This is a genomic window from Hyphomicrobium sp. DMF-1 (genome assembly GCF_027886585.1).
Taxonomy (GTDB): Bacteria; Pseudomonadota; Alphaproteobacteria; order Rhizobiales; family Hyphomicrobiaceae; genus Hyphomicrobium_C; species Hyphomicrobium_C zavarzinii.
Window position 1 is genome coordinate 1,420,298 of sequence record NZ_CP115706.1, and the last position, 22,990, is coordinate 1,443,287.

General features: G+C 64.7%; 21 protein-coding genes. 16 read left to right on the forward strand and 5 right to left on the reverse strand.

Translation table 11 applies throughout. The annotated features are described in order from the left end of the window. The first annotated feature begins 210 nt into the window (after nt 1-210). Nucleotides 211-744 carry a hypothetical protein gene (locus tag PE058_RS06370; protein WP_271030156.1) on the forward strand — a complete coding sequence of 178 codons (534 nt, stop codon included), beginning with the start codon at nt 211-213 and terminating at the stop codon, nt 742-744. 378 nt (nt 745-1,122) lie between these two features. Continuing rightward, on the forward strand, nt 1,123-2,919 hold the full coding sequence (aspS, locus tag PE058_RS06375) for an aspartate--tRNA ligase (RefSeq protein WP_026867812.1): 1,797 nt from the start codon (nt 1,123-1,125) through the stop codon (nt 2,917-2,919). Between the two features lie 236 nt (nt 2,920-3,155). On the opposite strand, the gene PE058_RS06380 is transcribed toward aspS, so the two are convergent. Further along, complete coding sequence (locus PE058_RS06380) at nt 3,156-3,797, reverse strand: TetR/AcrR family transcriptional regulator (RefSeq protein WP_020084540.1); 642 nt, start codon at nt 3,795-3,797, stop codon at nt 3,156-3,158. A 126-nt stretch (nt 3,798-3,923) separates the two neighbouring features. On the opposite strand from PE058_RS06380, the gene PE058_RS06385 reads away from it, so the two are divergent. Then, nucleotides 3,924-4,376 carry a YaiI/YqxD family protein gene (locus PE058_RS06385; protein ID WP_271030157.1) on the forward strand — a complete coding sequence of 151 codons (453 nt, stop codon included), beginning with the start codon at nt 3,924-3,926 and terminating at the stop codon, nt 4,374-4,376. Between the two features lie 98 nt (nt 4,377-4,474). Here the strand turns inward: PE058_RS06385 and PE058_RS06390 are convergent, their stop codons facing one another. Then, nucleotides 4,475-6,259 carry a hypothetical protein gene (locus PE058_RS06390; protein WP_271030158.1) on the reverse strand — a complete coding sequence of 595 codons (1,785 nt, stop codon included), beginning with the start codon at nt 6,257-6,259 and terminating at the stop codon, nt 4,475-4,477. Between the two features lie 294 nt (nt 6,260-6,553). Between PE058_RS06390 and PE058_RS06395 the strand changes: the two genes are divergently transcribed. Beyond that, nucleotides 6,554-6,982, forward strand: coding sequence for a TIGR02301 family protein (locus tag PE058_RS06395; RefSeq protein ID WP_245257615.1), 429 nt, complete (start codon nt 6,554-6,556; stop codon nt 6,980-6,982). A 205-nt stretch (nt 6,983-7,187) separates the two neighbouring features. Continuing rightward, nucleotides 7,188-7,436, forward strand: a complete 249-nt coding sequence (locus tag PE058_RS06400) for a hypothetical protein (RefSeq protein ID WP_020084544.1) — start codon at nt 7,188-7,190, stop codon at nt 7,434-7,436. Between the two features lie 82 nt (nt 7,437-7,518). On the opposite strand, the gene PE058_RS06405 is transcribed toward PE058_RS06400, so the two are convergent. After that, nucleotides 7,519-8,178, reverse strand: a complete 660-nt coding sequence (locus PE058_RS06405; protein ID WP_020084545.1) for a LysE family translocator — start codon at nt 8,176-8,178, stop codon at nt 7,519-7,521. Nucleotides 8,179-8,275: 97 nt separating this feature from the next. Here PE058_RS06405 and PE058_RS06410 point away from each other — a divergent pair, with 97 nt between their 5' ends. From PE058_RS06410 to PE058_RS06460, 11 genes are all read left to right on the forward strand, one after another. Then, nucleotides 8,276-8,998, forward strand: coding sequence for a hypothetical protein (locus PE058_RS06410; RefSeq protein ID WP_271030159.1), 723 nt, complete (start codon nt 8,276-8,278; stop codon nt 8,996-8,998). Nucleotides 8,999-9,214: 216 nt separating this feature from the next. After that, entirely contained in the window at nt 9,215-10,042 is an 828-nt protein-coding gene (locus PE058_RS06415; RefSeq protein ID WP_020084547.1) for a L,D-transpeptidase, read from the forward strand. Nucleotides 10,043-10,305: 263 nt separating this feature from the next. Next, a complete protein-coding gene (locus PE058_RS06420) occupies nt 10,306-11,847 on the forward strand; it encodes an amidohydrolase family protein (RefSeq protein ID WP_271030160.1) in 1,542 nt (513 codons plus the stop codon). 33 nt (nt 11,848-11,880) lie between these two features. Next, nucleotides 11,881-12,780 (forward strand): CAF17-like 4Fe-4S cluster assembly/insertion protein YgfZ, encoded by a 900-nt coding sequence (gene ygfZ / locus PE058_RS06425; RefSeq protein ID WP_271030161.1) that lies wholly within the window; start codon nt 11,881-11,883, stop codon nt 12,778-12,780. Then, complete coding sequence (locus PE058_RS06430) at nt 12,767-13,384, forward strand: DNA-3-methyladenine glycosylase I (protein WP_271030162.1); 618 nt, start codon at nt 12,767-12,769, stop codon at nt 13,382-13,384. Before ygfZ ends, PE058_RS06430 begins: the two co-directional genes overlap by 14 nt. Before the next feature lie 6 nt (nt 13,385-13,390). Beyond that, nucleotides 13,391-14,020 (forward strand): HD domain-containing protein, encoded by a 630-nt coding sequence (locus tag PE058_RS06435; protein WP_020084551.1) that lies wholly within the window; start codon nt 13,391-13,393, stop codon nt 14,018-14,020. A 124-nt stretch (nt 14,021-14,144) separates the two neighbouring features. Continuing rightward, the gene (locus PE058_RS06440) at nt 14,145-15,206 is read left to right on the forward strand and encodes an NUDIX hydrolase (RefSeq protein WP_020084552.1); all 1,062 of its coding nucleotides are present in this window, start codon (nt 14,145-14,147) and stop codon (nt 15,204-15,206) included. 267 nt (nt 15,207-15,473) lie between these two features. Next, nucleotides 15,474-16,565, forward strand: a complete 1,092-nt coding sequence (gene nadA / locus PE058_RS06445) for a quinolinate synthase NadA (protein ID WP_020084553.1) — start codon at nt 15,474-15,476, stop codon at nt 16,563-16,565. 149 nt (nt 16,566-16,714) lie between these two features. Beyond that, a complete protein-coding gene (locus tag PE058_RS06450; protein ID WP_271030163.1) occupies nt 16,715-18,388 on the forward strand; it encodes an L-aspartate oxidase in 1,674 nt (557 codons plus the stop codon). Then, nucleotides 18,385-19,254 carry a carboxylating nicotinate-nucleotide diphosphorylase gene (nadC, locus tag PE058_RS06455; protein ID WP_245257616.1) on the forward strand — a complete coding sequence of 290 codons (870 nt, stop codon included), beginning with the start codon at nt 18,385-18,387 and terminating at the stop codon, nt 19,252-19,254. The genes PE058_RS06450 and nadC overlap by 4 nt, the downstream gene beginning before the upstream one ends. 162 nt (nt 19,255-19,416) lie before the next feature. After that, nucleotides 19,417-19,647 carry a hypothetical protein gene (locus tag PE058_RS06460; RefSeq protein WP_020084556.1) on the forward strand — a complete coding sequence of 77 codons (231 nt, stop codon included), beginning with the start codon at nt 19,417-19,419 and terminating at the stop codon, nt 19,645-19,647. A gap of 39 nt (nt 19,648-19,686) precedes the next feature. Here the strand turns inward: PE058_RS06460 and PE058_RS06465 are convergent, their stop codons facing one another. Together PE058_RS06465 and ppdK are read right to left on the reverse strand one after the other, a co-directional pair. Then, on the reverse strand, nt 19,687-20,085 hold the full coding sequence (locus PE058_RS06465) for a VOC family protein (RefSeq protein ID WP_020084557.1): 399 nt from the start codon (nt 20,083-20,085) through the stop codon (nt 19,687-19,689). 65 nt (nt 20,086-20,150) lie between these two features. After that, nucleotides 20,151-22,808 (reverse strand): pyruvate, phosphate dikinase, encoded by a 2,658-nt coding sequence (gene ppdK, locus PE058_RS06470; protein ID WP_271030598.1) that lies wholly within the window; start codon nt 22,806-22,808, stop codon nt 20,151-20,153. Between the last annotated feature and the right edge of the window lie 182 nt (nt 22,809-22,990).

Here is a 22,990-nt window from a genome sequence, read left to right on the forward strand (position 1 = left end):
CGCGGGTCACGAGCAGTCACGGATTTCTAGAGGGCGAAGGTTTCGGATTAGGCCAATCTATTGTTGGCCGGTTTCCGATTTTTCTCGCCTTGTTCAAATCCTGAAAACGAAACTCCAAAATATTGATTTGCGCTGCCATTCCGCGTGCGGTTGCCCCGCATGACGTGTCGCGGGCGTTGCGGCCGCTAAGGTGTCGCGTAGGAGTGTGGCGTGCAAGAGCTTGGCAGGAAGAGCCCGATCGGTGTCCGAAGCTCCGCGCTTCAGCCTTATATGATCGCAGAAAATCCATTCAAGCGTGTGGCGACCGGACCCGCAGTGCAGCTTATCGCGCGGGATGCGTTCGTCTCCGATACGGCCATCAAGCTCGATCAGGTTATTCTGGAGATCCGCTCGCTCGGCCGGGAAATCCAGATTTTGAAAGGCGACATTGCAGAGGTGCGCGAGGACGCATCGCGGAGCTACCGGTTTTCCGAATTTCAGGAACGGGAGTATAAGGCTCGCGCTGCAAAGATCGACGATCTCTCGCGCCGATTTGATTTCTTGAAAACGCGGCTCGATGCGGTCGATGGAAATTCGAAAGGGGATTATCAAGCTTTTCGGACTTTCGAGGCCGTTAGCCGCCGTTTGACGGAATTGGGGACGCTTGAGCGTGAATTCCGGGAGGTTTCCGGAAAGTTGAAGCTCAGCGCGGGGCTGTTTTCGGCGTCTGTGGCGATGTGGCTGGTGGTGCTGGTCCTGGTCTGAACCCGCCGATCGACCGAAGCCAGACAACTTGGACAAGGCGGCTTTGGGCAGCTTCCCCAGGCTCGTCCTGACTGCCTCGCTGCGGGGGGTGATGCCGACGGGCTCTTTTCACCTAAGAGACTGATTCAAAATCGGCTTTCTCGAACTTGCAAGCGCGGCTCCCGGGTTGCCCGCTCCGGTCTGCCGGAACGGTCCCCAAAGCCTTGACTTTGCGGGGGCATCATGCGCTTTTCCGCCAACTTCAATCAGGGGTATAGCCACGGGCACGCCGGATCTGTTCGATCCGGCGTTTGGATCGGGGCCTCAAGGTATTGGCAGATGGCAGACGGGAAGAAGGCGGAAGCGGGCGTGGGCAAGGCAGGGGCGGCTCAGGGGACGCTGCATCGATACCGGTCTCATACGTGCGGGGCGCTGAGGTCTGGCGACATCGGGACCACGGCGCGTCTTTCCGGCTGGGTCCATCGCGTGCGCGACCATGGCGGCGTTCTGTTCATCGATCTGCGCGACCACTATGGCGTGACGCAGGTGGTTGCCGACCCGGACAGCCCGGCCTTCAAGATGGCCGAGACCGTGCGTTCGGAGTGGGTGATCCGCGTTGATGGCAGCGTGCGCAAGCGCCCCGACGGCACGACGAATGCGGAATTGCCCACTGGCGAGATCGAGGTTTACGCGACCGAGATCGAGGTGCTGTCCGAAGCCAAGGAATTGCCGGTCCCCGTGTTCGGAGAGCCGGACTATCCGGAAGACCTGCGCCTCACCTACCGCTTCCTCGATCTGCGCCGCGAGACGCTGCACGGCATCATCATGAAGCGGCTTCAGATCACGAAGTCGCTGCGCGCGCGGATGCATGACGCTGGCTTCAACGAATTTCCGACGCCGATCCTGACTGCGTCCTCGCCCGAGGGCGCGCGCGACTTCCTCGTGCCGTCGCGCATTCACGCGGGCAAGTTCTACGCGCTGCCGCAGGCTCCGCAGCAGTACAAGCAGCTGCTCATGGTCTCGGGCTTCGACCGCTACTTCCAGATCGCGCCGTGCTTCCGCGACGAGGACCCGCGCGCCGATCGTCTGCCGGGCGAATTCTATCAGCTCGACCTCGAGATGAGCTTCGTCGAGCAGGAGGACATTTTCCAGACGATGGAGCCGATCCTGACCTCCGTGTTCGAGGAGTTCGCGGACGGCAAGCGCGTGGATCGCGGCTGGCAGCGCATTCCCTATGACACGGCCATCGCAAAGTATGGCTCCGACAAGCCGGACCTGCGCAACCCGATCGAGATGCAGGATGTGACCGAGCATTTCCGCGGCTCGGGCTTCAAGGTGTTCGCGCAGATGATTGAGCGCGATCCCAAGGTGCGCGTGTGGGCTATCCCGGCTCCGGGCGGCGGTTCGCGCGCGTTCTGCGATCGCATGAACGCGTGGGCACAGAAGGAAGGCCAGCCGGGTCTCGGCTACATCTTCTGGCGCGAGGAGGAAGGCGCTGCCGGTGCCGGCCCGATCGCGAAGAACGTGGGCGCAGAGCGGGCTTCCGCCATTCAGGCGCAGATGGGCCTCAAGACGGGCGATGCCTGCTTCTTCACGGCTGGCGATCCAGCCAAGTTCTACAAGTTCGCGGGGCTGGCGCGTGATGAGGTGGGCCGCGAGCTCAAGCTCGTCGACGAAGGGCGCTTCGCGTTCGCGTGGATCGTCGACTTCCCGTTCTACGAGTGGAACGAGGACGAGAAGAAGATCGACTTCTCGCACAACCCGTTCTCGATGCCCCAGGGCGGTCTCGAAACGCTCCAGGCGGCGACGAGCCCGGAGGACTATCTTAAGATTAAGGCCTACCAGTACGACATCGTCTGCAACGGCTATGAGATCGCATCGGGCGGCGTGCGCAACCATCGCCCCGATGCGATGATCGCCGCGTTCGGCGTCGCAGGGCTCGGGCCTGAGGTCGTCGAGGAGCGCTTCGGCGGCATGCTGCGCGCGTTCCAGTACGGCGCACCTCCGCACGGCGGCATGGCAGCCGGCATCGAGCGCATGGTGATGCTGCTCACGGGCACCAAGACGGTGCGCGACGTGGCGCTGTTCCCGATGAACCAGCAGGCTAACGATCTCTTGATGGGTGCGCCGAGTGAGGTCTCGCCGAAGCAGCTTCGCGAGCTTTCGATCCGCGTGGTGACACCCGAGAAGAAGTAGGCCTTCGTTTCAGCGTGTCTGGACCCCGACCTACGTCGGGGTGACGCCATTTGCGCGGGTAGCGGCTCTCCTCCCAGGGCCGTCATCCCGGCGCCATGCTTGGCACGAGCGGCCGGGATCAAGGCTCTGTGAGCAAGAACGCGGATGCGCGCCGATCATCGATATGCATCGCAATTGCGCTCATGCCCGGCAAGTGCTGGGCGAGGAGCGGGTGTTGTCGTTCGTGCGGTCTGGTTTCAGCGCCCGCCGATGCCGAGGCCGTCGAGGTAGATCAGCACGGCGGCTTCGAGCAGCTCCTCGGGGCGCATGGGGATCGGGCGGCGGGCCTGATCACCGCGAGCGAACAGCGCGGCGATGCCGTGCGACAGCGACCAGATGTGAAGTGCCATCATCAATGGCGGCGGGCGGCGCTCCTTCGGCAGCGTGGCAATCAGCGCCTCGCAGGCTTCGCGCAGCACGGCGAAGGCGCGGTCTCCCTCCGCGCGGACTTCCGGATATTCCGAAAGCGAAAGGCCGGATTCGAACATGGCCGAGAAGTAGGCGGGCTCGCTGCTGGCGAAGGCCAGATAGGCCGCGCCGAGGCGGTTGAAAGCGTCCCGTGCGTTGGGGCGCCCTTCGTTCCAGGCGACGGTCAGCGCGCGGGTGAAGGCCTCGAAGCCGCGCTTGGCTATGTCAGCGATGAGGGCGTCCCGGTCGCGGAAATGGCGATAAGGTGCGGCGGGAGAGACGCCGGCCGCCCGCGCGGCTTCGGCAAAGGTGAAGCCTGCCGGACCCTTCTCGCGGATCAGGTTCAGCGCGGCCTCGATCAGTGCCTCGCGCAAGTTTCCATGGTGATAGCCGCGGCGCTCGCCGGGCCCGCGGTCTTTGTGCCAGCTCATGAAAATGAGTGTAGCTTATTTGGCGGCAGCGGGCAGCAGGTAACGGGCAGTAGGCAGTAGGCAGTAGGCAGTAGGCAGTAGGCAGTAGGCAGTGGGGCGACGGCGAGTGAGGGTTGGGGAAGACGGGTGACAATCATTTACGTTGATGCGGATGCCTGCCCGGTGAAAGAGGAGGCCCTGCGGGTTGCGGACCGGCACGATCTTGCGATCGTCTATGTGTCCAACACCTGGATGCGGCTGCCGGAAGGCAGCAGAGTCGAGCGTGTGGTGGTGCAGGAGGGGCCGGATGCGGCCGACGACTGGATCGCGAGCCGTATCGTGGCAGGCGATATCGCGGTGACGGCCGATATTCCTCTGGCCTCGCGTTGCCTCAAGACTGGCGCTCAGGCCCTCGGCCCCACGGGTAAGCCGTTCACCGACGCGAGTATCGGCATGGCGCTCGCGATGCGCGATCTCTCGCGGCATCTGCGTGAGACCGGTGAAGGCGGCAGCTTCAATGCGTCGTTCACGCGGCAGGACAGATCGCGCTTCCTCGAAGCGCTCGAGCTCGCCGTGCAGCGGGCGAAGCGGGGCAAATGAAGTCGGGGCAGCAGGCAGCGGGCAACAGGTAGCCCGTGGGTAGTAGGCAGTAGAGTTCCACGGCGGGTGAGAACGAGGGAGAATCTCGTCTCCTCGCGCTAGTTCTTGATCGAGCGCAGCTCCTCGGCGATGCGCGCGGACTGGGACGGCCAGCTCGCGGCAAGCCAATCGTCGGTGCCGAACAGCCAGTACCAGAAGCGGTTCCGGCGGAAGTACCGCTCGACCGTGACCTTGTGCATCTTCTCGACGGTGGTGGAGAGGGAGTGCAGCATTTCCACAGGCTTCGCCGCGGCCTGCTCCAGGCTTTGGATGCGGGCGACGAGGGTGGCGACGGCGACCGCCGCGTCCTGCCCCTGGCTGTCGAGCGTGGTCGCCAGCGTGTGCTGGTTGGTGTTGATCTTGGCCAGGCTGTCGTGCAGCTCGGAGAGATCCTGCGTGAAGCCTTCGGAGAGACGCGTGAAGGCCGCGTGTCCGTTCGTCACTTCCTGGGCGATGGTCTCGCTCAGGCGGGCGAGCGCGTCGCGCAGGCTGGCGCGATCCTGCGCGGCGAGGCTTTCGGCGTTCTCGGCCCGCGCGGCGTGCGCGTTGAGCGCCTCCTCCAAGAGGCCGAGACGGCGATGGGCTTCCGCCAGGCTGTCGGTTGCGGCCGTGTGCTGGGCGTCGCGCGCCGCGGCGGCGGCGTTCAATTGCTCGACGATGGGGGGCGAGACGAGGTTTGCGATCTCTCCCGGCTGACGCTCGAGCCCGGCGGTGAGGGCCTGGATGCTGGCGTTCAAGGCCTGCTCGTTCGTGCGCGCGTGCTCGCGTTCCTCAAGGGCGGCTTCCTCGATGGCTTCGAGGCGATCGAGAAGCGGTGCCAGATCCACGGTCTGCTTCGCGGCGAGGGATTCGACCGCGGCGCGTGTCACCGAGATCTCGGCCTGCAGTGCGCGCTCCAGCAACCCCAGGCGGTCCTGAAGCGGTCCGAAGTCCGCCGACACCGGGTTGCGTGCCGATAGAAATGCCTGCTCGAGGCTCTGCAAGCGGTCTCCGAAGACGGTCTGGATCTTCTCGTGCGTGAGGCCGCCGAGGCGGGTCGCTTCTTCGCGTTGAGCCATGAGTTCCCGCTGCAGATCTTGCAGCACTCCCGATAAGATTTTTCTCTCGTTTGCCAAGTCGCTGGTGAGGGCACGCACCGATTGCTCGAGGGTGTCGATGCGCGATTGCTGGGTCTGCGCCTGAGCGGCCGCGAGGCTCGCCAAGTCAGAGGAAATGGTGCGAGAGGGCTGAGGCGGCACGGCGGCGGCGCTGCGAACGCGCTCGCGCACGGCTTCGACGTCGAGCGTAGCCTCCGGCATGGGGGCGGCCAGAGTGCGCGGGAAGACGCCAGGCAAGAGCCGCCCCAGGCTCGCGAACTCGACGCCGCTGTCGAACAGCGCGTAGACAACGTCGGCGACGCTGACGGGGGATTGCTTGCGGTAGGCGTGAGCGGCGGCGAGCCTCAGCACCTCCTCGAGCGCTTCGGCGCGCCTCGGCACGGTCTTGCCGTTGCCGGGTGCGGCCGGGATCTCGGTTGCGATGACGGTCGCGGCCTCGCGGCGCAAGGCAGCGACGCGCACGCCGCGGATTTCGAACGGCTCGGCGGCGTCCTCGGTGCGGGTGAGGGCGTAGATGAGATGCTCGATGCGCACCTCGTTGGCGCGGTGGGCGGCCGCCACGTCGAAGGCGTGGTTGCAGCAGTCGAGTACGGTTTCGTCGACCCAGATCGGGGCGCCGCGCGGTGCGCCGGCGGAGGGACGCGTTCTTTGGCTTACGAAAAACGGGTCGGCCTGTTGCGGCTGGGCATGGTCTCCTGGCGCGGCCTGGGGCGTCCTCAGATCCAGATCTTCGCCTCGGTAACCCATACTCTACTCCCGTCACGCAACGCGAAACGCGGAGTACACAATCTCCGGATTTCGCCCCCACACAAATGCGCGCGATCCGATCGAACGTTCTGTCGTTCGACCCCACCCGTGCGGTTCGCCGCAATCGCGCGCCGGCAGACAATATCCTCTAATTCCGCACGGGGCGAGAGGTGTGGCGGACATGGTAAATCGCGCCAGCACAAGGGTTAGTGCCGCCCGCGCTTTCCCAGATTCCCGCCATGCTGGGGTCAGAATCGGTGATAAACTCCCTTGCACAACCGAGAGAGCCGATACGTGACTGGGTTCGAACCGCAATTTCCGCGCCTGAGGCGGCCCTCCATCAAAGGGATGCTGCTGGCGCTCGGCGCTGCTCTCTCGCTCGTGGGCGGCGGAGCGAGCGGCGCAGTCGCGGCGCCGGGGGATACCAAGCCCTACGACGACAAGCTGATGCGGCTCGCCGAAATTCTGGGTGCTGTCCATTACTTGCGCGAACTTTGCAGTGCGAACGATGGGCAGGTATGGCGTGACCGGATGAAAGAGCTGCTCGACACGGAAGGGGGCACTGCGTTGCGGCGGGCGCGCCTCACACGCAGCTTCAATCAAGGCTATCGCAGCTATCGGCGCACCTATGTGACGTGCACGCCGACGGCGCAGTCGTCCATCGAGCGTTTCCTCGCCGAGGGCATTCAAATTGGCGACGGACTGGTGAAGAATACGCCTTAACTTCAGTGCACTCGGTAGGACGAGCGCCATGCGGCGGCGGCGTTCTCACGAAACAGAGGGTAGCGGGTAGTTTACTGTGAATTACCGCGGGGTCTGGTCGCCAAGGTTCACCGTGTTAGGTGTACGAATTGCAAGGGTCGAGAGTCGTGAGGCGAGGGGTGGCTTGGCTTGGCTCTCGAATTAGCTTCCTGGGGGAAGGACTGTGATGGCTACTCATATCGAACTCAATTCGTCCGAAGACCTGAGCTTCCGCGCGCTTAGCCTTATTCTCGCGGCTTGGGACGAAGGGACGGAAAGTGGGGTCGCACCGGAGCAGATGGCCTATGCCGCTCTGTTCACGGCGCTGACCGATCTTGTCTCTCTCTATGGAGAGGATGCCGTCAAGAAGCTCGCAGTCGGGCTCGAGCGGCGGATCGAAATGGGCGAATTCACGCTCGATCGCAACGTGCAGTAAGCTCGTTTTCTTTGCTTTCCGTCGTCTAGGATCTTGAAACTCGGCCGCCATGCGGCCGGGTTTTTCCGTTTGTGACCCTGTCTCAGGTCAACATCTTCAGCACCATCTCGCCTATCAGCAGGGCGCCGAAGCCGATCAGCAGCACGCCCGAAATGCGGTTCGTGTAAGCCAAATGCGCCGGGCTGAAGCGGTGGCGCAGGCGGCCGATCAGGCGCGAGAGGCCGAGCCACCACATGAAACTTCCGCCCATGATGGACGCGACCATGGTCAGGGCGTCCACGTAGCTGTGGACCTCCACGAAGGTGCTGATGCCGCCGAAGATGGCGAACAAGCCGAGCACGGCGCCGGGATTGGTGATGGTGAGGAAGAACGTTTTCGGGATGTCCCAGGCATAGTCGCGCAGGGACGCTGCTCCTTCGCCCTCGGCCTGAACGCTCATCAAGCGCGGCGGCGCGACGTAGAGCTTGAGGCCGAACAGGATCAGCGCGAGGCCGCCTACGATCTGGATTGTCTGGCGGTGATATTCGATGGCGCCCGAGATGGCGCCGACGCCGAGGCTGGCGAAGAGAGCGATGAGGCCGTCGCCCAGCATGGCGCCGATGCCGGCGGCGAGGCCGCCCCAAAAGCCGCGTTCGATGGCGCGCTGTATGCAGAGTACGTTGACGGGACCGACTGGAGCCGCGACAAGCACACCGATCACTATTCCAACGGGGATGATCAGCAGGTTGGGGACTAGCTGCATGCGCGCCACCTTGGCGACAGCGCTATATCGACTTCCGGCATTGCACCTCGAATGGGACCTGGCTGACCCAGGTCGATGGAAGGGAAATCAGAGCCTCATGGGTTACGAACCGAAGGTGCTCGCATTCGCTGTGGATGGGATCGCACGCGCTCCCGACGCGCAAAGGGCGGTCTCGAAGCAAAACACCACGATGCACACCCAGCGGCGAGCCGCAAACGGCAGTCTTGGCGCGCTTTCATTGGTAGCGGCGGCGCTGTGCCTTGTCCATGCCAATACCTCAAGTTTTCAGGCGCTTGCGGGGGAAAAAGCGGCGGTCGCGGAAAAAAGCGGCGCTGCCGAAAAGGTGGTGCCCGAGGAGCGGGCGTTCCATGGCGCGCTGCCTCCGAACGTGGCGGATATGCGCGAGCAGATCCTTGCAGCCGTGCACGCCGGAGATGTGGCGGAGCTGAAGGGCGCCATCGAGTGGAACGAGATCAAGCCGGATTTCGGCGAGGACGCGAACAAGGATCCGATCGCGTATTGGAAGAAGATCTCGGCCGACGGAGAGGGGCGGGAGGTGCTCGCGGCCATCGCGAACCTGCTGGCGCTGCCTCCAGCGCGTCTCGCCATCGGGAAAGACCCCGAAAACACGATGGTCTACGTTTGGCCGTACCTGGCCGAGCTTCCGCTCGACAGCCTGAAGCCTCAGGAGGAGGTGGATCTCTATCGCCTCGTGCCCCCCGCGGCTGCCAAGTCCATGCGGGATGCGAAAAAATGGGCGTGGTGGCGTATTGCTATCGGAGCGGATGGAACCTGGCACACGTTCCGGAAGTACCAGTAGAGGTATTTCGCGGCACACGGGGCAAGGGGCGGACATTCTTCCCGTGAGGCGAGCTGCGGCATGACGCGCCTTGCGTTGCAGTCCTCTATTCTTAAACGGTATCAACCAATTCCGCTGTGGGGATGCAGGTATCTGGAAGGTTCGATATAGTGCCCCCATGTAAGTGACCGTGCCCTTATTGGTCGGTGCGGTCGGGTCAGCGTACTTCGAGGTTGAATGATGTTTGGGTTCAGGATTTCCGCGCTCGTTCTCGGCGCCGGGCTTGTTGCTTTCGGAGCCGCTGCTCCGGCAGCCGCGCAGGGCCTCAGCCAGTATGGAATGTGGGGTGGCCCGCCCGCCAGCTCCAAGCCGTCCTATCTCGGTGCGGGGCCGGCTATGATGAAGCCGGTCGATCTGATGCAGGGCGGCGGGCGGCCGTCCATCTCGGCGAAGGCACCTCAAACGGCGAGCTTCTCGAACGGGTTCGCACCGGGCTCCATCGTCATCGATACCGCAGGACGCAAGCTCTACTACACGCTCTCGCAGAGCGCGGCCTATGTGTATCCCATCGCCGTCGGCAAGCAGGGCTTCGCCTGGACCGGCGTCGAGCGGGTGTCGCGCATCGAGGACTGGCCGGATTGGATCCCGCCCGCGGAGATGCGCCAACGCAAGCCCGGCCTGCCGGTCCGCATGACGGGCGGCCTCAACAACCCGCTGGGCGCCAAGGCGATCTATCTCGGCAATACGCTCTACCGCATTCACGGTACCAACGATTCCAAGTCGATCGGGTCGGCTTCCTCGTCGGGCTGCTTCCGGATGCACAACGAGCACGTCGTGCATCTCGCGCAGCACGTCAACGCCTCGACGGTCGTATACGTGATGAAGCGCCTGCCGAAGTCGGGTACCGTGATGCCGCCGGGCTATACGCCTGCCGCAAAGGCTCAGCCGCAGCAGGCTAGCGAGCCTGCGCCGGAGGCGCCGCCTGCCGCCGCTCAGCCGGATGCGGCTGCTCCGCCGGCCAACGGAGCCGCGCCCGAGGCGAAGCCTGCCGATCAAGGCATCTGAATTCCAGCGTTCCGTGGGGGTGCGACGACTTAAACCTCCGCGGACGTTGTAGGCCCGCGCCGCTTCGCGTACAGGACGCGGGCGGATGTCCGATGGCGACGTCGGCGAGCTTCTGTCTGCCGGGCGACCGTGGATGGCCCACGCAATCCGGTGGTGCTGGCGCGGCAACTACAATAAGGTGCGATTCTGACCACCACGCGGCGACGTTCCGCGGGGTTAAGACGCGCGAGCCAGCGCTTATCGCAACAAACGAGGTCAGGAAAATGAGCAACGCAATCTCACTCGAGCTTCTGGCCTTCAACCTGAAGCTCCTCGGACGCCAGCGCCGCAAAAGCCTTCTGATCAGCGCCGGACGCCCCGAGGACAAGAAGCGCATGCTTCCCGCCATCCGGCGCATTCTCACACTCGATGTCGAGCTTTACGCGACCCCCGGCACGCACCGCTTCTTCGTTGCCAACGGCATCAAGAGCACCGAGATCCACAAGATCACCGACGGGCGCTCGCCGAACATTCTCTCGTTCCTCAAGGCCAACCGGTTCGATCTCGTCATCAACGTGCTCACGGGCGACGAGGACTACGACGAGAGCTCGGATGCGAAGCTCATCCGCAAGCTCTCCATCGAGAACGGAATTCCGCTCATCACGGATGCCGACGTGGGCATCGCGACGCTCGAGCAGATCATCATCGATGCCGAGCGCGGCACCTATCGCTACCGCCTCGCCGACGACAGCGAACCCTGGAACCTTAGGCTCCGGTTCCTTCAGGCGGCAGAGCGTCTCGGCGGTCTCGCCAATCATCACGCGCATTTCGACAAGGCGTATCTGATCACGCACGAGAACCTGCGGCTCAGCCAGGTCGACATGCAGAAGAAGTGGGAGCTCTACCGCTACCTCAAGGAGAACTACACGCACGACGATCTCGTGGAGCGCATCAGCCGCGGCGTCGAGACCATGATCCATCAGGGCGCAACCTACTGCCGAACGATGGTGGACGCGGACAGCACCGTCGGCCTTCTTCCGATCAAGGCGGCGCTCGAGGTCAAGCAGCGGTATGCGGGGCGCATCCAGTTCGAGGTGGGCGTGCAGCCGCTGCAGGGCGTGCTCGATCCGGCCTCGTTCGAGCAGTATGCGGAAGCCTGCGAGCTCGCGGATTATTGCGGCGGCTTGCCCTCGCGTGACCGGCCCAAGCCCGAGAAGCATCTCGACGTGGTGCTGTCGCTCGCCAAAAAGCTCGGCAAGCCGGTGGACGTGCACATCGACCAGGAGAACAATCCGCTCGAGAACGAGACCGAGCTTCTCGCGGAGAAGACCATTGAGCACGGCATGCAGGGCCGCGTGTTCGGCGTGCACGCGATCTCGCTCTCGGCCAAGGAAGATCGCGAGCAGGACCGCATCATCGAGAAGGTGAAGGAAGCGGATATGGGCATCATCATCTGCCCGTCTGCGGCCCTCAGCATGAAGCAGCTGCCGATGACGGCGCCGCTGCACAACTCGATCGCGCCGTTCGTGAAGCTCAGGGAAGCGGGTGTGCGCTGCTATCTCGGCGTGGACAATGTCCACGATCTCTTCATGCCGATGGTGGACGGCGACATGTGGACGGAAGCCCGCATGCTGATGGAAGCCTGCCGCTTCTACGACATCGACGAAGTGGCGGCGTGGGCCTGCCAGAAGCCGATCACGGCGAAGGCCCAGGGTGGCGCTTCGGCTGCGAAGCCCGTTGCCAAACCGGCGCCGGTGTCGCAGGAGGCTGGGGCCGAGAAGGAGCTTCTCAAGAAGCGCGTGGCCAGCGGCCGCCGCGACCGCTGAGCCGAGCTATCGTCGCGTATTCGAGAGACGCCCATGACGACCGCAACAACGAGGTCCCATGTGACGGTGTTGGCGGATCGCGGTGTCGTTTCCGTCACGGGAGCCGATGCGGAAAAGCTGCTCGGCGGACTGATCACAAACGACATCGCGCTGATCGCTGAAGCGCACGCGCTTTATGCGGCGCTGCTCGCACCGCAAGGCAAGATGCTGTTCGACTTCCTGGTGGTGAAGAGAGGGGACGGCTTTCTCCTCGATACGCTGCGGGAGAAGACGGGAGATCTCGTCAAGCGGCTCTCGATGTACAAGCTCAGGGCGCAGGCAGAGATCCGCGACGTGTCGGCTGACTTCGCCGTCGGCGCTGCTTGGGGCGGGGAGACCGTGCCGTCCGACGTTCCGGCTGGTGCGCTGGTCTATGCGGATCCGCGTCTTCCGGCGCTCGGGAGCCGTTTCATCGCGGATGTGACCGCGGTGCGTGATGCCGGGGATGCAGTGAACGCGTCACCGGAGGCTTATGACGCTTATCGCATCGCGCTCGGCGTTCCCGAAGGCGGGCGGGATTTCGTGTTCGGCGATACGTTTCCGCACGAGGCGCTGCTGGACCAGTTGAACGGCGTGTCGTTCGACAAGGGCTGTTACGTGGGCCAGGAGGTGGTGTCGCGCATGCAGCATCGCACCACGGTTCGCAAGCGGGTGGTGCCTGTGGAGGCCGACCAGGAGCTGCCACAGGGGCCGCTCCCTGTTCTGGTTGGGGAGGCTGAAATCGGCCGTCTCGGATCTGTTGCGGGCCAGCGCGGGCTTGCTCTCCTGAGGCTCGACCGCGTGGCAGAAGCGCAGCGCGGCGGCACGCTGGTGACCGTGAACGGTCTTCCGCTTCGCGTCGTGCTTCCGTCGTTCGCCACCTTTCAGCTCGGGGCTCCGCATGAAATCGCCTGACGCCGACGTGCTGGCGCGTTGCCCCTGGGCCGGCATCGACGATCCGCTCTACGCGCGTTATCACGATGAGGAATGGGGCGTGCCCCATGCGGACGATCAGCGCCTGTTCGAAAAGCTGCTGCTCGAAGGTTTTCAGGCTGGGCTCTCGTGGATCACGATCCTGCGAAAGCGCGAGTCATTCCGGCGCGCGTTTCATGATTTCGATCCGGCTCGCATCGCGCGCTACACCGAGAGGGACATCGCGCGGTTGATGGCGGACGAGGGAATCGTGCGCAACCGCCTCAAGGTGCTGGCTGCGATCGACAACGCGAAAGCCTATCTCGTGCTCAGAAAGCGGCAGTCGCTCGCGTCGTTCCTGTGGCATCACGCGGGCGGGAAGCCCGCCATCAACGCCTATGCCAAGGTGGGCGAGGTTCCGGCTTCGACGGATGTGTCCGTGCGGCTTTCCAAGGCGCTCAAGAAGGAGGGGTTCCGGTTCGTAGGTCCCACCACGCTCTACGCATTCATGCAGTCGACGGGCATGGTGAACGATCATCTAACCGGATGCCCGCGCCACAAAGCGTGCGCCAAGCTGCAGCGCGCTTTCGTTCCACCAACGGCTTGAATTGCGATGAGCGAGCCTGGATCCGAGCCCGAGACCCGCGTTCCGCGCGCCTGGCAGAGAATGCTCTCCGGGCGGCGGCTGGACCTGCTTAATCCCTCGCCCGCCGATATCGAGATCGAGGATATCGCGCATGGCCTCGCGCGCGTTGCCCGGTGGAACGGGCAGACGCAGGGGGCGCATGCGTTCTCAGTCGCGCAGCATGTGCTGCTGGTGGAGGAGATCGCGGAGGATCTCAATCCGGATTGGCCGCAGGCGTGGCGGCTCGCGGCTCTGCTTCACGATTCCGCGGAGTACGTGATCGGTGATTTGATTAGCCCGTTCAAAACGGCAATCGGTCTCGACTACAAATCGTTCGAATTGAAGCTGCTCGAGGCCATTCACCGGCGTTTTTCACTGCCGCCGCGGCTTCCGGAGGCCATCACGGCGAAGATCAAGCGTGCCGACAGCATCGCCGCATTTTACGAAGCGACAGGGCTCGCCGGTTTCGCACGCGATGAAGCGCTGCTCTACTTTGGTGAGCCTACCAGGTTGGGAGAGTCGATTCAGCGGAAGCTGATCGCTCTCGAACCGCTGCCTGCGGCAGATGCGCAGCATCTTTTTCTTCGGAGATTTTCCGACCTCAGCCAAGCGCAATAACGCGTGTTTTGGGGCTTTGCGGAAGCTTTCGATTTTATTCCCTGTTTCGCAAAGAAAATCCCGCTTCCGTTGGTTCCGAAAATCGCCACGATCGGCGTTTAGCGGGCAATCAGGAGCGGATGCCATGGTCACAGATGCAAACATCAAGCGGCGGTTTCACGATGGAGAAACCGGCGCAGAAAAAGCACTCCACGCCGCGGTGCGCCCTGAGGCCGCGAACGTGGAAATCGGGCTCAATGCCGCGATCGTTGCTGTGATCGACGACGAGCCCGTCGTGCTCGTGATCCGCAACGAGACGGATAGCGCGAGCGCGACGGACGGGCTTCCGTTCGGTCCCTTCTCGCCCGTGGCACATCGCACGCTGGAAAGCGGCTTGCGTGCCTGGGTGGAGGAGCAGACGGGCCTCGGTCTCGGCTATGTCGAACAGCTCTACACGTTCGGCGATCGCGGGCGGCACGCAGAGCCCGCCGATCATTCTCCGCACGTGGTTTCCATCGGCTATCTCGCGCTGACCGAAACGGGACATGCGCGCGATCTGCAGCATGGCTCCTGGCGCAGCTGGTATCAGTTCTTCCCGTGGGAAGACTGGCGCAAAGGCAAACCCGAAATTCTCTCCGCCGAGATCGAGCCCAGGCTCAAGGAGTGGGCGCAGCGGCCTGTTCTGCGCTCGGCACCTGCGCGGCCCGTGCAGCGCGAGGATCGCGTGCGGATCTGCTTCGGCCTCGATGGCGGAGCGTGGGACGAGGAGAAGGTGCTCGATCGTTTCGAGCTGCTTTACGAAGCGGGGCTCGTCGAGGAGGCCCGGCGCGATGGGCGCGAATCTGCGTCCTCCTGGGGCGTCACCGCGCCCCGGCTTGGCGCTGCCATGCGCTTCGATCATCGGCGCATCCTCGCGACGGCGATCGGCCGCGTGCGCGCGAAAATCAAATACCGCCCCGTCATCTTCGAGCTGATGCCGGACGATTTCACCCTGTTCGAGCTGCAGAAGACGGTGGAGGCCATCCTCGGCCCGCATCTGCACAAACAGAACTTCCGCCGGCTCGTCGAGAGCGCCGGTCTCGTGGAGCCGACGGGCGAGGTCAAGACGCAAACCGGCGGGCGTCCGGCCAAGCTGTTCCGCTTCCGGCGCGAGGTGCTGCTGGAGCGGCCTGCTCCGGGCGTGCGTGTGAAACCCGTGCGTAGCTAGACTCGCCGCGCTGCGCATTGCTGCGGCGGGTCTGCAAATATTTTCAGCAACGGCCTGGAAAATCGCCGGCGTCTCAACTAGATTCTTTTTGTACGCTCAATGCTCTGATCGAGCATAACCGATGGAACCTTTCGACGGGGCGGGCGTAGGTTACACATGGCGCGTTGATCGACGTGACGTGGTGTGGAGGTGGCTGGCCTGAGATGGCCGGTGTTTTTCAGGTCCTTCATATACTCAAGTAGAGTATATGATAGAACGGAGGTCAAAATGGCGCTTGGCTCGGCCCATTCGGCTTTGGAGCTTCCCCGGACGGAGGACGCAGCGAGCTGCGCACCGCGCTCGCGGGCAAAGGAGACGGTCGTTCCGCCGTTTGCGTTCACGCCGGCTCTCAAGCGTGAGCTCGAGCCTCTCTACGAGCGGGTGAAGCACGTCGTCACGCCGATGGAGTGGGTGCACTACGCGCCGATCGTGAAGGCGATCAACGAGCTCAAGGCGAAGCGCAATGCCGTTATCCTGGCGCACAACTACATGACGCCGGAGATCTTCCACTGCGTAGGCGATTTCCGTGGGGACAGCTTGCAGCTCGCGAAGGAAGCCGCGCGCGCGGAAGCAGACGTGATCGTGCAGGCCGGCGTGCACTTCATGGCCGAGACGTCTAAGCTGCTCAGCCCGGACAAGACTGTGCTTATTCCCGATCCGCTGGCGGGCTGCTCGCTCGCGGCTTCGATCACGCCTGAGGACGTCCGTGCGTTGCGGGCAGCCTATCCCGGCGTGCCGATCGTCACCTACGTCAACACGAGCGCCGCCGTTAAGGCCGAGTGCGATATCACCTGCACGTCGTCGAATGCGGTCAAGATCGTCGAGAGCCTTGGCGCGCCGCGCGTGCTGCTGATCCCCGACGAGTATCTCGCGAAGTACGTGCAGACCAAGACCAAGGTCGAGATCATCGCCTGGAAGGGCCACTGCGAGGTGCACGAGCGCTTCACCGGCGAAGAGATGAACGCCATGCGCGAAGCGGAGCCGGGCCTGCGCATCATCGCGCATCCCGAGTGCCCGCCGGACGTCATCAACGCGGCGGACTTCACGGGCTCGACGGCGGCCATGATCGACTGGGTGAAGACCAAGCGCCCGGCGAAGGTGGTGCTCGTCACCGAGTGCTCGATGGCGTCCAACGTGGCGGCGGAAGCTCCGGATGTCGAGTTCGTGCGTCCGTGCAACCTGTGCCCGCACATGAAGCGCATCAGCCTCGAGAACATCTACGAGGCGCTGCTCTACAACCGTTACGAAGTGACGGTCGATCCCGCTGTCGCCGAGAAGGCGCGCCGCGCGGTCGAGCGCATGGTGGAGGCTTCGGCCTAAGCTTTTCCGGCGCGGGCCCTCGTGGCCCGCGTCCTCTCCCTGCGGCGTGTGCTTGCTGCGGGCCTACTCCAGCAGTCCGCGATTGATCGTGCTTCTTGCCGGGAAATCGGGTTCCGCTTTCGTCCGGACGCACTTCAGGAGGTCCGCCCATGGACTCCGATCGCAGCCTTCCTCCAAGCCATGGCTTCGCCGATCCTTCCGGCGCGCTTGGGGCGGGCGATATCGTCATCATCGGTGCTGGATTGGCGGGGCTCTTCACGGCGCTTCGCCTCGCGCCTCTGCCGGTTACCGTCGTCGCGGCTGCCCCACTCGGCCAGGGCGCGTCGAGCGTGTGGGCGCAGGGCGGGATCGCGGCGGCTGTGGGTGAGGGCGATACGCCGGCCCAGCATGCGGCCGATACGATCGCGGCAGGTGGCGGTATCGTCGATACGCATGTGGCGGACGTGATCGCCGCGGAGGCGCCAGCCCGCATCGCCGATCTGCTGCGCTATGGCGTTCCCTTCGATCGCGATCTCGCGGGGCACTACGTGCTCTCGCGGGAGGCTGCGCACTCGCAGAAGCGCGTGGTGCGCGTCTCGGGTGATCGGGCAGGCGCGGCCATCATGCAGGCGTTGATCGCGGCGGTGCAAGCCACGCCTTCGATCCGCGTTCTCGAAAACTACGAGGCGCAGGATCTCATCCTCGAAGGCGGCTCGGGAAGCGCTGGGCGCGTGGCCGGTGTGCGGCTCGTGCGGACGGAGGCGAAAGGCACGGGCACTTTCGATTTCATGCCGGCGAGTGCCGTCGTGCTCGCAACGGGCGGGGCGGGTGCGCTCTATTCCGTTACTACCAATCCGATCTATGCGCGCGGCGAGGCCGTGGCCTTTGCGGCGCGGGCGGGCGCGGTGATCGCGGATGCGGAGTTCGTGCAATTCCATCCGACCGCCATCGACGCGCACATGGATCCAGCGCCGCTTGCGTCCGAAGCGTTGCGGGGCGAAGGCGCGACGCTCATCAACGGCAAGGGCGAGCGGTTCATGCTCAGCCTCAATCCGGCAGGCGAGCTTGCGCCGCGCGATATCGTGGCACGCGGCGTATTTTCGGAGATCGTGGCGGCTCGTGGCGCGTTCCTCGATTGCCGCGAGGCGATCGGAGCTGCATTTCCAACAGCGTTTCCGACCGTTTACAGCCATTGCATCGCGGCGGGCATCGATCCCGTCACGCAGCCCATTCCGGTGGCGCCGGCAGCGCACTATCACATGGGCGGCGTCGCGACGGACCTGTCGGGCCGCACGTCGCTCGAAGGTCTCTGGGCTGTCGGCGAAGTGGCATCCACGGGGCTGCACGGCGCCAACCGGCTCGCGTCGAACTCGCTCCTCGAAGCGGTGGTGCTGGGCGCGCGCGTGGCCGACGATATCGGAAGCCTCGTCACGCCGTCCATGGCCTATCCGATCGCGCGGACCTACCGCACCTCGGCGGAGCGTCCGTTCGACGCGGCGCACCGGGCTCACCTCGTCGCTCTTCTGCGCCGGACCATGAGCGAGCAAGTGGGTGTCGTTCGCACCGGGCGCGGTCTCGAGCAGGCGCTCGCGATTCTGCGCGGGATCGGGGAAGAAGCGGGAGAGGACGGTCTCGTCGCCAACATGGCGCTCGCAGCGGAGATCATCGCTGCTTCCGCGCTGTTGCGCACGGAGAGCCGCGGGGCGCATTTCCGTTCGGACTTTCCGGAGCCTTCGGCGGAGTTTCAGCATCGCAGCGCCGTTACGCTTTCCCAGATCAGAGCGATCGGCGCGCGTCCGCGCCGCGCGGCGAGCTTGCAGCTCGCGGAGGAGATGCCGCTGTGAGCCTACGCCCTGTGGATGGCACCCTGTCGCGCCTCATCATCGAGCGCGCCGTCGAGCAGGCCTTGCTCGAGGATCTCGGCACGCGCGGCGACCTGACGACGGATTCCACCGTCTCCGCGACGACGCAGGCGCGGGCGACTTTCGGCGCGCGCCGTCAGGGCGTGATCTCCGGGCTCGATGTCGCGAAGGCGGCCTTTCATGCGCTCGATTTGCAGGTGGTGTTTGAGCCACTCGCGGCGGACGGTGATCGCGTTGCAGACGGCGCGGTGGTGGCGCGCGTTTCGGGCTCGGCGCGTTCGCTGCTCACGGCGGAGCGCGTGGCGCTGAACTTCCTCTGTCACATGAGCGGCATCGCCACGCTCACGCGCCGGTTTGCGGACGCGGTGTCGGGCACGCATGCGCGCATCGTGGACACGCGCAAGACCACGCCTGGGCTGCGGGCCTTCGAGAAATACGCGGTGCGCTGCGGCGGCGGGCACAATCACCGCTCCGGCCTCTACGACGCGATCCTCATCAAGGATAATCACATCGTTGCGGCGGGCAGCGTGGAGCGTGCGATCATCTCCGCGCGGATGCATGCCGGGCACATGGTCAAGATCGAGGTGGAGGTCGGGACGCTCGACGAGCTCGCTGCGGCGTTGAAACATCCGATCGACGCGGTGCTGCTCGACAACATGAGCACGGAGACGTTGCGCGCCGCCGTCGAGATGGTGGATGGGCGCGTTCTGACGGAAGCGTCGGGCGGCGTCACGCTCGATACGGTGCGGGCCATCGCGGAGACAGGCGTGGATTTGATTTCCGTAGGCGGGCTCACGCATTCGGCGCCGATTCTCGACCTCGGGCTCGACTTCGCGCCTGCCGCGTGAAGCGTGGAACGCATTCGGCTGCATTGGCTTTTCGGCGATTAACCTCAATCGCGAGAGGCGGCGGGTGAAGCTGCGCCTCCAGCACTGGGAGCTTGATTTCGCCTCAGTTCTTTCTCATGTGTCTCCTGGCTCTCACGCACGCACTATGAAGGGAACGCCGCCATGATGGCTGGTATCGTAATCTGGGGCTTGTCGGCGATCACGGCCGCCGCGCTGGCCGGATTCATCGCCGGCTGGAAGAACCGGGACTACTCGTTCTGGATGGCGTGGTGCTTCATCGTTCCGCCGCTGGTGCTGTGGCTCCTGCTCATGCCGCGCCGGCAGGGCCCGCGACCGCGCCGCCCGAGCCTCGACGAGATCGATCGCATCGAGAACCGCGATCTGCTCCATTAGCGTGAACGTCGGGAGGCTCGCTGCTTCCGGCGCGCGTCGTCATCGCTCACCATTGAAAACCGCTTCGAGTTTGTGTCCGTCGGGGTCCACGACGAACGCCGCGAAATAGCGGGGGCCGTAGTGCGCACGGAGACCGGGGGCGCCGTTGTCCTTCGCTCCATGCCGGAGGGCTGCACGATAGAACTCCTCGACAGCGTGCGGATCGGGAGCGGCAAACGCGAGGTGGAAGCCAGGGCCTGGCGGCTGATGTCGTTCGGGACGATGCTTGAGAGCCAGCGTGTCGCCACCGCCAGGAACGCCGTATCCGGCTGCCTGATTGGGCTCTCCAGGGCGAAGGTCCGACCACACGCGGACATATCCCAGCGGCGCAAGGGCCGCATCGTAGAATGCGGCTGCGCGTTCGATGTCGGTCACTCCGAGAGACAGGTGATGGATCATGCGTAATCTGCTCTCATGGGTGTGACGACCTGCTGGCCGGTAGCCTTCGAGGCTCAGAACGCGTCTCAGAACGCCGGGCGGGTCTCGGATTTTTCCGGGGTCTCGAGCTTGGCGCGGATGGCTGCTTGGGCGGCGGCGAGGCGGGCGATGGGCACGCGGAACGGGGAGCACGAGACGTAGTCGAACCCGAGCTTATGGAAGAACGCCACGGAGTCCGGGTCTCCGCCGTGCTCGCCGCAGATGCCCATCTTGAGGCCCGGCTTTTCCGCCCGCCCGCGTTCGACGCCAATCTTCACCAGCTCGCCGACGCCCTGCTGGTCGATTGAGACGAAGGGATCGGTCTCGTAAACACCCTGCGTCGCGTAGGTCGATAGAATGGGGGAGGCGTCGTCGCGGCTCAGGCCAAGGATGGTCTGCGTGAGGTCGTTGGTGCCGAACGAGAAGAACTCGGCGCCGTCCTCTCCCTCGGCCAGCTTGTCTGCTTTGATACAGGCGCGCGGCAGCTCGATCATGGTGCCGAGCTTGTAGTCGAGACGCGCGCCCGCTTCCTTCTCCACGGTTTCGGCTGTGGCACGGATGACGCCCGCCAGGATGTCGAACTCGCGCCGGTAGGCGACGAGCGGGATCATGATCTCCGGAACGATGGCGGCGCCGAGACGCTTCTCCGCTTCGATGGCGGCCTCGAAGATGGCGCGCGCCTGCATCTCGGTGATTTCGGGATAGCGGATGGCAAGGCGTGAGCCGCGCAGGCCTAGCATGGGATTAAATTCGGAGAGCTCCGCCACGCGGGCCTTGAGTTTCTCCACCGGCATCTTGAGCTCAGCCGCGACGGCTTCGAGCTCGCGCTCGTGGCGCGGCAGAAACTCGTGCAGAGGCGGGTCGAGCAGGCGGATGGTGACCGGAAGCTCGCCCATGATCTCGAACAGCTCGATGAAATCGCTTCGCTGGAAGGGCAGGATCTTCGCCAGCGCGGCGCGGCGCCCGGCCTCGTTCGTGGCGCAGATCATCTCGCGCATGGCCAGAATACGGGCTGCATCGAAGAACATGTGCTCCGTGCGGCAGAGGCCGATGCCCTGCGCGCCGAAGGACCGGGCCTGGCGGGCATCCTTCGGCGTATCGGCGTTGGCGCGCACGGCGAGGCCGCGTGCGTCGTCGGCCCATCCGATGAGGCGGGCGAAGTCGCCGGAGAGCTGCGGCTGGCGCATGGGGACGGAACCCGCGTAGACGCGCCCCGTCGCGCCGTCGATGGTGATGACGTCTCCGGCCTTCAACGCGCGCGGGCCGATGCTCAGCGTTTCCGCCTTCTCGTTAATGCGAAGCGCGCCGGCGCCGGAGACGCAGGGCACGCCCATGCCGCGGGCTACCACGGCGGCGTGGCTCGTCATTCCGCCGCGCGCGGTGAGGATGCCGGCCGAGGCGTGCATGCCGTGGATGTCCTCCGGGCTCGTCTCCGTGCGCACCAGGATCACGTCGCGGCCTTGCTGCTTCTGGCGTTCGGCCTCGTCGGAGTTGAAGACGATGGCGCCCGCCGCGGCGCCGGGTGAGGCGGGAAGCCCCGTCGTCAGCAGCTCCTTCTCACCGGCGGGATCGATGGTCGGGTGAAGAAGCTGGGTGAAGCCCGAAGGGTCCACGCGCAGAACGGCTTCCGCACGCGTAATGATGCCCTCGTCCGCCATGTCGACGGCGATCTTCACAGCGGCTTCCGCCGTGCGCTTGCCGGAGCGTGTCTGCAGCATCCAGACTTTGCCGTTCTGGATGGTGAACTCGATGTCCTGCATGTCGCGGTAGCGGCTTTCGAGGGCCGAGAAGATGAGCTTCAGCTCGCTGAAGGCCTGAGGCATCTCCTCCTCGAGCGAGAGGTTTGGGTCCTCCGCCTCGAGGCGGGCCTTGAGGGTGAGCGGCTGCGGGGTGCGTATGCCCGCCACGACGTCCTCGCCCTGGGCGTTGACCAGGTATTCGCCGTAGATCTCGTTGGCGCCGGTGGAGGGATTGCGGGTGAAGGCGACGCCGGTTGCCGATGTGTCGCCCATGTTGCCGAACACCATGGCCTGTACGTTGACGGCCGTGCCCCATTCGTCCGGGATCGCGTGGAGGCGGCGATAGGTGACGGCGCGGGCGTTGAGCCAGGAGCCGAATACGGCGCCGATGGCACCCCAGAGCTGCTCGTTCGTATCCTGTGGGAAGGGTGCGCCGAGTGCGTCCTCGATGGCAGTCTTGTAGAGCGCGATGACGGCGCGCCATTCGTCGGCGCCGAGCTCGGTGTCGAAGGAGTAGCCGTTGAGGTTCTTGAAGTTGTCGAGAATGTCCTCGAACACCCCGTGATCGACGCCGAGAACCACGTCGCCGTACATCTGGATGAAGCGGCGATAACTGTCGTAGGCGAAGCGCTCATCGCCCGAGCGGCGTGCGAGGCCCAGAACGGTGCGATCGTTGAGGCCGAGGTTCAGAATGGTGTCCATCATGCCCGGCATGGAGGCACGCGAGCCGGATCTCACCGCGACGAGCAGCGGGTTCTCCTCGTCGCCGAAGCGCGCGCCGGTTTCCTGGCCGACCTTGACGAGGGCGCGCTCGACCTGCGGGGCAAGTCCTTCCGGCAGGGCGCGGCCGTTCCTGTAGTAAAGGCCGCAGACTTCGGTGGTGATGGTGAAGCCGGGCGGGACGGGCAGGCCGAGGCTCGCCATCTCGGCCAGGTTCGCGCCCTTGCCGCCGAGCAGGTTCTTCATCGCGGCGCCGCCTTCCGCTTCTCCGGCGGCGAAGTAGTAGACCCATTTCGGAGCCGCGTCGGAAGATGGCCGGGCAACTGACACGTGTGCCTCTCTTTGAAACGATCGCCTGTTCTAGGCTGCGTTTGGTTTCTATCCCGCTTCCTCAGCGTACGAAGATCTTGAGGTGGGAAGGTGCTCCA